A 3,268-nucleotide genomic window follows, 5' to 3' on the forward strand; every position below is an offset into this window, starting at 1 on the left:
ATTGTAAAATTTTTTTTGATTAGTCATTTTTTAATCGTTTTTTAGCTTAGTCCCACCTTAGCGCATGAGTGCTTACTTCTAAATTGAGTAAGTACATTATGAAAAAAGCAGATTCACAAGCCGCAATCAAATCGCCCTTTATCACATTGCCCGAAGCAGTCAAAGCGACACATTGCCCACGTTCGACCATTCTTAAATATTCTCGTTTAGGCCGATTCCCTCAAGTTATACGTCTATTGGGTGACCGTATCGCGTTCAACCGCGCTGATGTTGAAGCGTGGATAGAAACACGCTTAGACGTAAGCAAGGAGGCCGCGTAATGACTATTCCCCACCGCGTAGCCATTCTTGGCCATATCCTTAAAGAACATCAAAGCGTCTCGACACAGAGCCAACAGCAAAGACTTTCTTTAGCCTTAACGTACTTAGGCAATATCACGACAATCGAAGCGCGTGATTATTTAGACATCATGCACCCCTCTGGACGCATAAAAGAATTAAAAGAACAAGGTTGGTTGATTATATCTTCGAGAGTGCGACACGTTGCCCCGTGTGGAGCTAGTCACTTTATTGCTAATTATGTTTTACAAATTTTACCACTAGCGAGGGCAGCATAATGACCCTGATACTTGATAACCTTAAAAGGTGCGAGGGGCTAACATTGGACGATGTTTTAGCCCCCAGTACAACCTTAACAAGCCCTCACATTATAGCACATTCGCCCTATGAATTAACCGTTTTAACGCGATATAGAGCGACACAGAATAGCTTTTCATTTGCTAAGGCGTGGAGTAAAGACAACACGGGCGCATTAGCTAACGTAAAAAAACACACACACACTAAACACTCAATACCGACCCTAGACGCGCTTTATAACGCGCTTAGTGAGTTAGCTCAGAACCATAATTCTTGCGTGATTAGAGGGGCTTTAACGCCCGTTGGTGAGGCGTTTTATAATAAGCATGGTTTTGTTTATCGCCGTAATTTAGAAAAGATAGAAAATAATAAAAAGATTGCCCCTCATTTTCACGATGTTGCGAGGGCGTGGGCGTGCTTTGATGCTGATGATATTTCAACGCCGCACGACATGAGGACAGAGCCACAACAGGCCATTGCTTGGTACGTTGAAAAATGTTTACCCTCTTGTTTTAAAGGTGTGGGCTATGTTTGGCAGTTGTCAGGGAGTGCAGGACACCCAAGCAAAGACCCTAAACAATTACGCGCCCATGTGTGGGTACTATTGACCGCGCCGCGTACATCTAAAGAATTAAAAGCATGGGCGCAACAACACATCACAGAGGGCATGACCGATTTAAGTTTGTTTGACCCAGTGCAGGCGCATTACACAAGTAATCCTGTTTTAACTTATTGCGAATATACCGACCCATGCAAACAGCGTTTAGGCATTGTACAAGGCGCGCCGTTAGATGTTCCGATTGTCTCTACCGTTGATTTATCGCACATCAAAAACACCAAAAAGCACAAGGAACTTTGTCCCAAGACACAACAGGCAATTAACGCCGCTAACGTGTCGGGTGCGTTTGCGAGTACGTTTCAACAGACCATTGCTTTAAACGCGCTAGAGCGTAGCGTGCGAGACCTAAGAGCCGTTGGGAAAGGTTCACGACACAACACACTAAACCGCGTTTTATATTATTTATACTCTTACGTGTACACTGGCGCGCTTGATGAAAACGAGATGTTGCGACAGCTCAAAGAGGCCGCGTTATCTATCGGTATCACTTACGAACGCTTTTTAGAGAATGTAAAACGAAAACAAACAGACTATAACCCGTTAGATTATTCGCTATTAAATGAAGTTAAAGACATTCCAGAGCAGATAAACAAATCAGATAAGCCTTTAGTTGTTGATGCTCAATCTATCTGGGCAGCATTAAGAAACCTAAAAGAACACCTCAAGAAGTTTGAGGATTGTATAAGCGCGATTCAAACAACAGACGAACCTTTAGTCATTATCAGCATGACCGCGTACACCGTGAACATAATCGCTAATAACAGCCCTTTTAGGTACAGTTTTGATGAATCTATCAAACGCTTAAAAGAGACTTTAGGCGATAAGATTCACCCTTTAACATTCGCCGCGTGTGTCGAGTGGGGGCGACAAACAAGCGAATATATAAAACGCAAAGCTCAAAAAAGTATCGTGATAAGTGAGGACGTTAAGGCGCGCCATATTTATCAAAAAATAGATAAAATAGCGAACGCTATACCGCTAAACACCGCGCGCGTAATGGTTGTTCGTGTGGCAATGGGTGAGGGCAAAACAAGGATTTTAGGTAAAGGATTGTGTGATTTAGCCAAAAAAAACGGACAGCGTTTTGCAGCGTTGACACATCGGAGTGCATTGGTTGACGAATTGTGCAGGGTTCTAGGATTAACGCATTATAAAAACGTAGGCGAGTTATTGAACTCGAGTGCAGCCGATAAAAAGAAGATTTATAACTTTTTTGGTTCGTGCGTTCATTCTATTGCCTCGCCTTATATTCGTACCGTGTATGAGTCTTGCGATACTTTATTCATAGACGAGGCCGCGCAAAAGATACGCGCGCTTGTGGGGATTTATAACAAAGAGACTTCTACCGCTAGAGATTCAACCGCCCAAGATGTTTATGATTTATTGGTTAAAACGATTCAAACAGCCCCTAAAGTTGTCTTGTGTGATGCAGGCGCGAATGATGAATTGATTGAATGGCTAGAATCTATCTTAGGCAATGAGAAAATACACATCGTAGAGACTAGCAAAAAATCGGGTGATGGTATCGCCGTCAATGTTCATTTTGCTAATCAACAATTGCAAGGTGAACAAGCAGCCATAACCGCGATTAAGGCACGCTTAAAAGAGGGTAAAAGAGTATGGATAAGCGTAGGGACAGTTAAAGCAGGACGCTTGATAGCGCAAGCCTTGCGAGGGTGTGGGCGTGGTGCATTTATTCACGCGAAAACGCCAACGGCACAAAAAAGGGAGTTTTTAAAGAGTGCGGATAGAGCGTCTTTAGATTATGACTACGTTATCGCAAGTCCTGTTATTAGTTGCGGTATCTCAATCGAGCATAGAGACGGGCATCACTTCGACGATGTTTTTTTGGTGACAGACGGTTCGAGCGTAGTACCTCAAGACGTTTTACAAATGATACGCCGCGTAAGGTACGTTAAAGAGATACAGATTTATACATGGTTACCATTCCGCCAAAGATTAGGCGACACCACCCCAGAAAAGCGAATCACTGATTTTTACAGCTTAAAAAATC

Annotated in this window: 3 protein-coding genes; all 3 read left to right on the plus strand. The window is 43.0% G+C overall.

Annotated features, from left to right (window positions below):
* Nucleotides 1-98: 98 nt before the first annotated feature.
* The gene (locus Q0212_RS00345) at nt 99-320 is read left to right on the plus strand and encodes a helix-turn-helix domain-containing protein (RefSeq protein WP_297920604.1); all 222 of its coding nucleotides are present in this window, start codon (nt 99-101) and stop codon (nt 318-320) included.
* Nucleotides 320-616, plus strand: coding sequence for a helix-turn-helix domain-containing protein (locus Q0212_RS00350; RefSeq protein WP_297920606.1), 297 nt, complete (start codon nt 320-322; stop codon nt 614-616). The genes Q0212_RS00345 and Q0212_RS00350 overlap by 1 nt, the downstream gene beginning before the upstream one ends.
* Nucleotides 617-660: 44 nt before the next feature.
* Nucleotides 661-3,268: hypothetical protein (locus Q0212_RS00355; RefSeq protein ID WP_297920608.1), on the plus strand; the 2,608-nt coding region annotated here is incomplete at its 3' end.

The organism is uncultured Agitococcus sp. (genome assembly GCF_937920075.1).
Taxonomy (GTDB): domain Bacteria; phylum Pseudomonadota; class Gammaproteobacteria; order Pseudomonadales; family Moraxellaceae; genus Agitococcus.

What these genes read in the sequence shown, in the direction of transcription:
- Q0212_RS00345 (WP_297920604.1), top strand. Translation starts at nt 99, where the DNA reads ATGAAAAAAGCAGATTCACAAGCCGCAATCAAATCGCCCTTTATCACA.
- Q0212_RS00350 (WP_297920606.1), top strand. Translation starts at nt 320, where the DNA reads ATGACTATTCCCCACCGCGTAGCCATTCTTGGCCATATCCTTAAAGAA.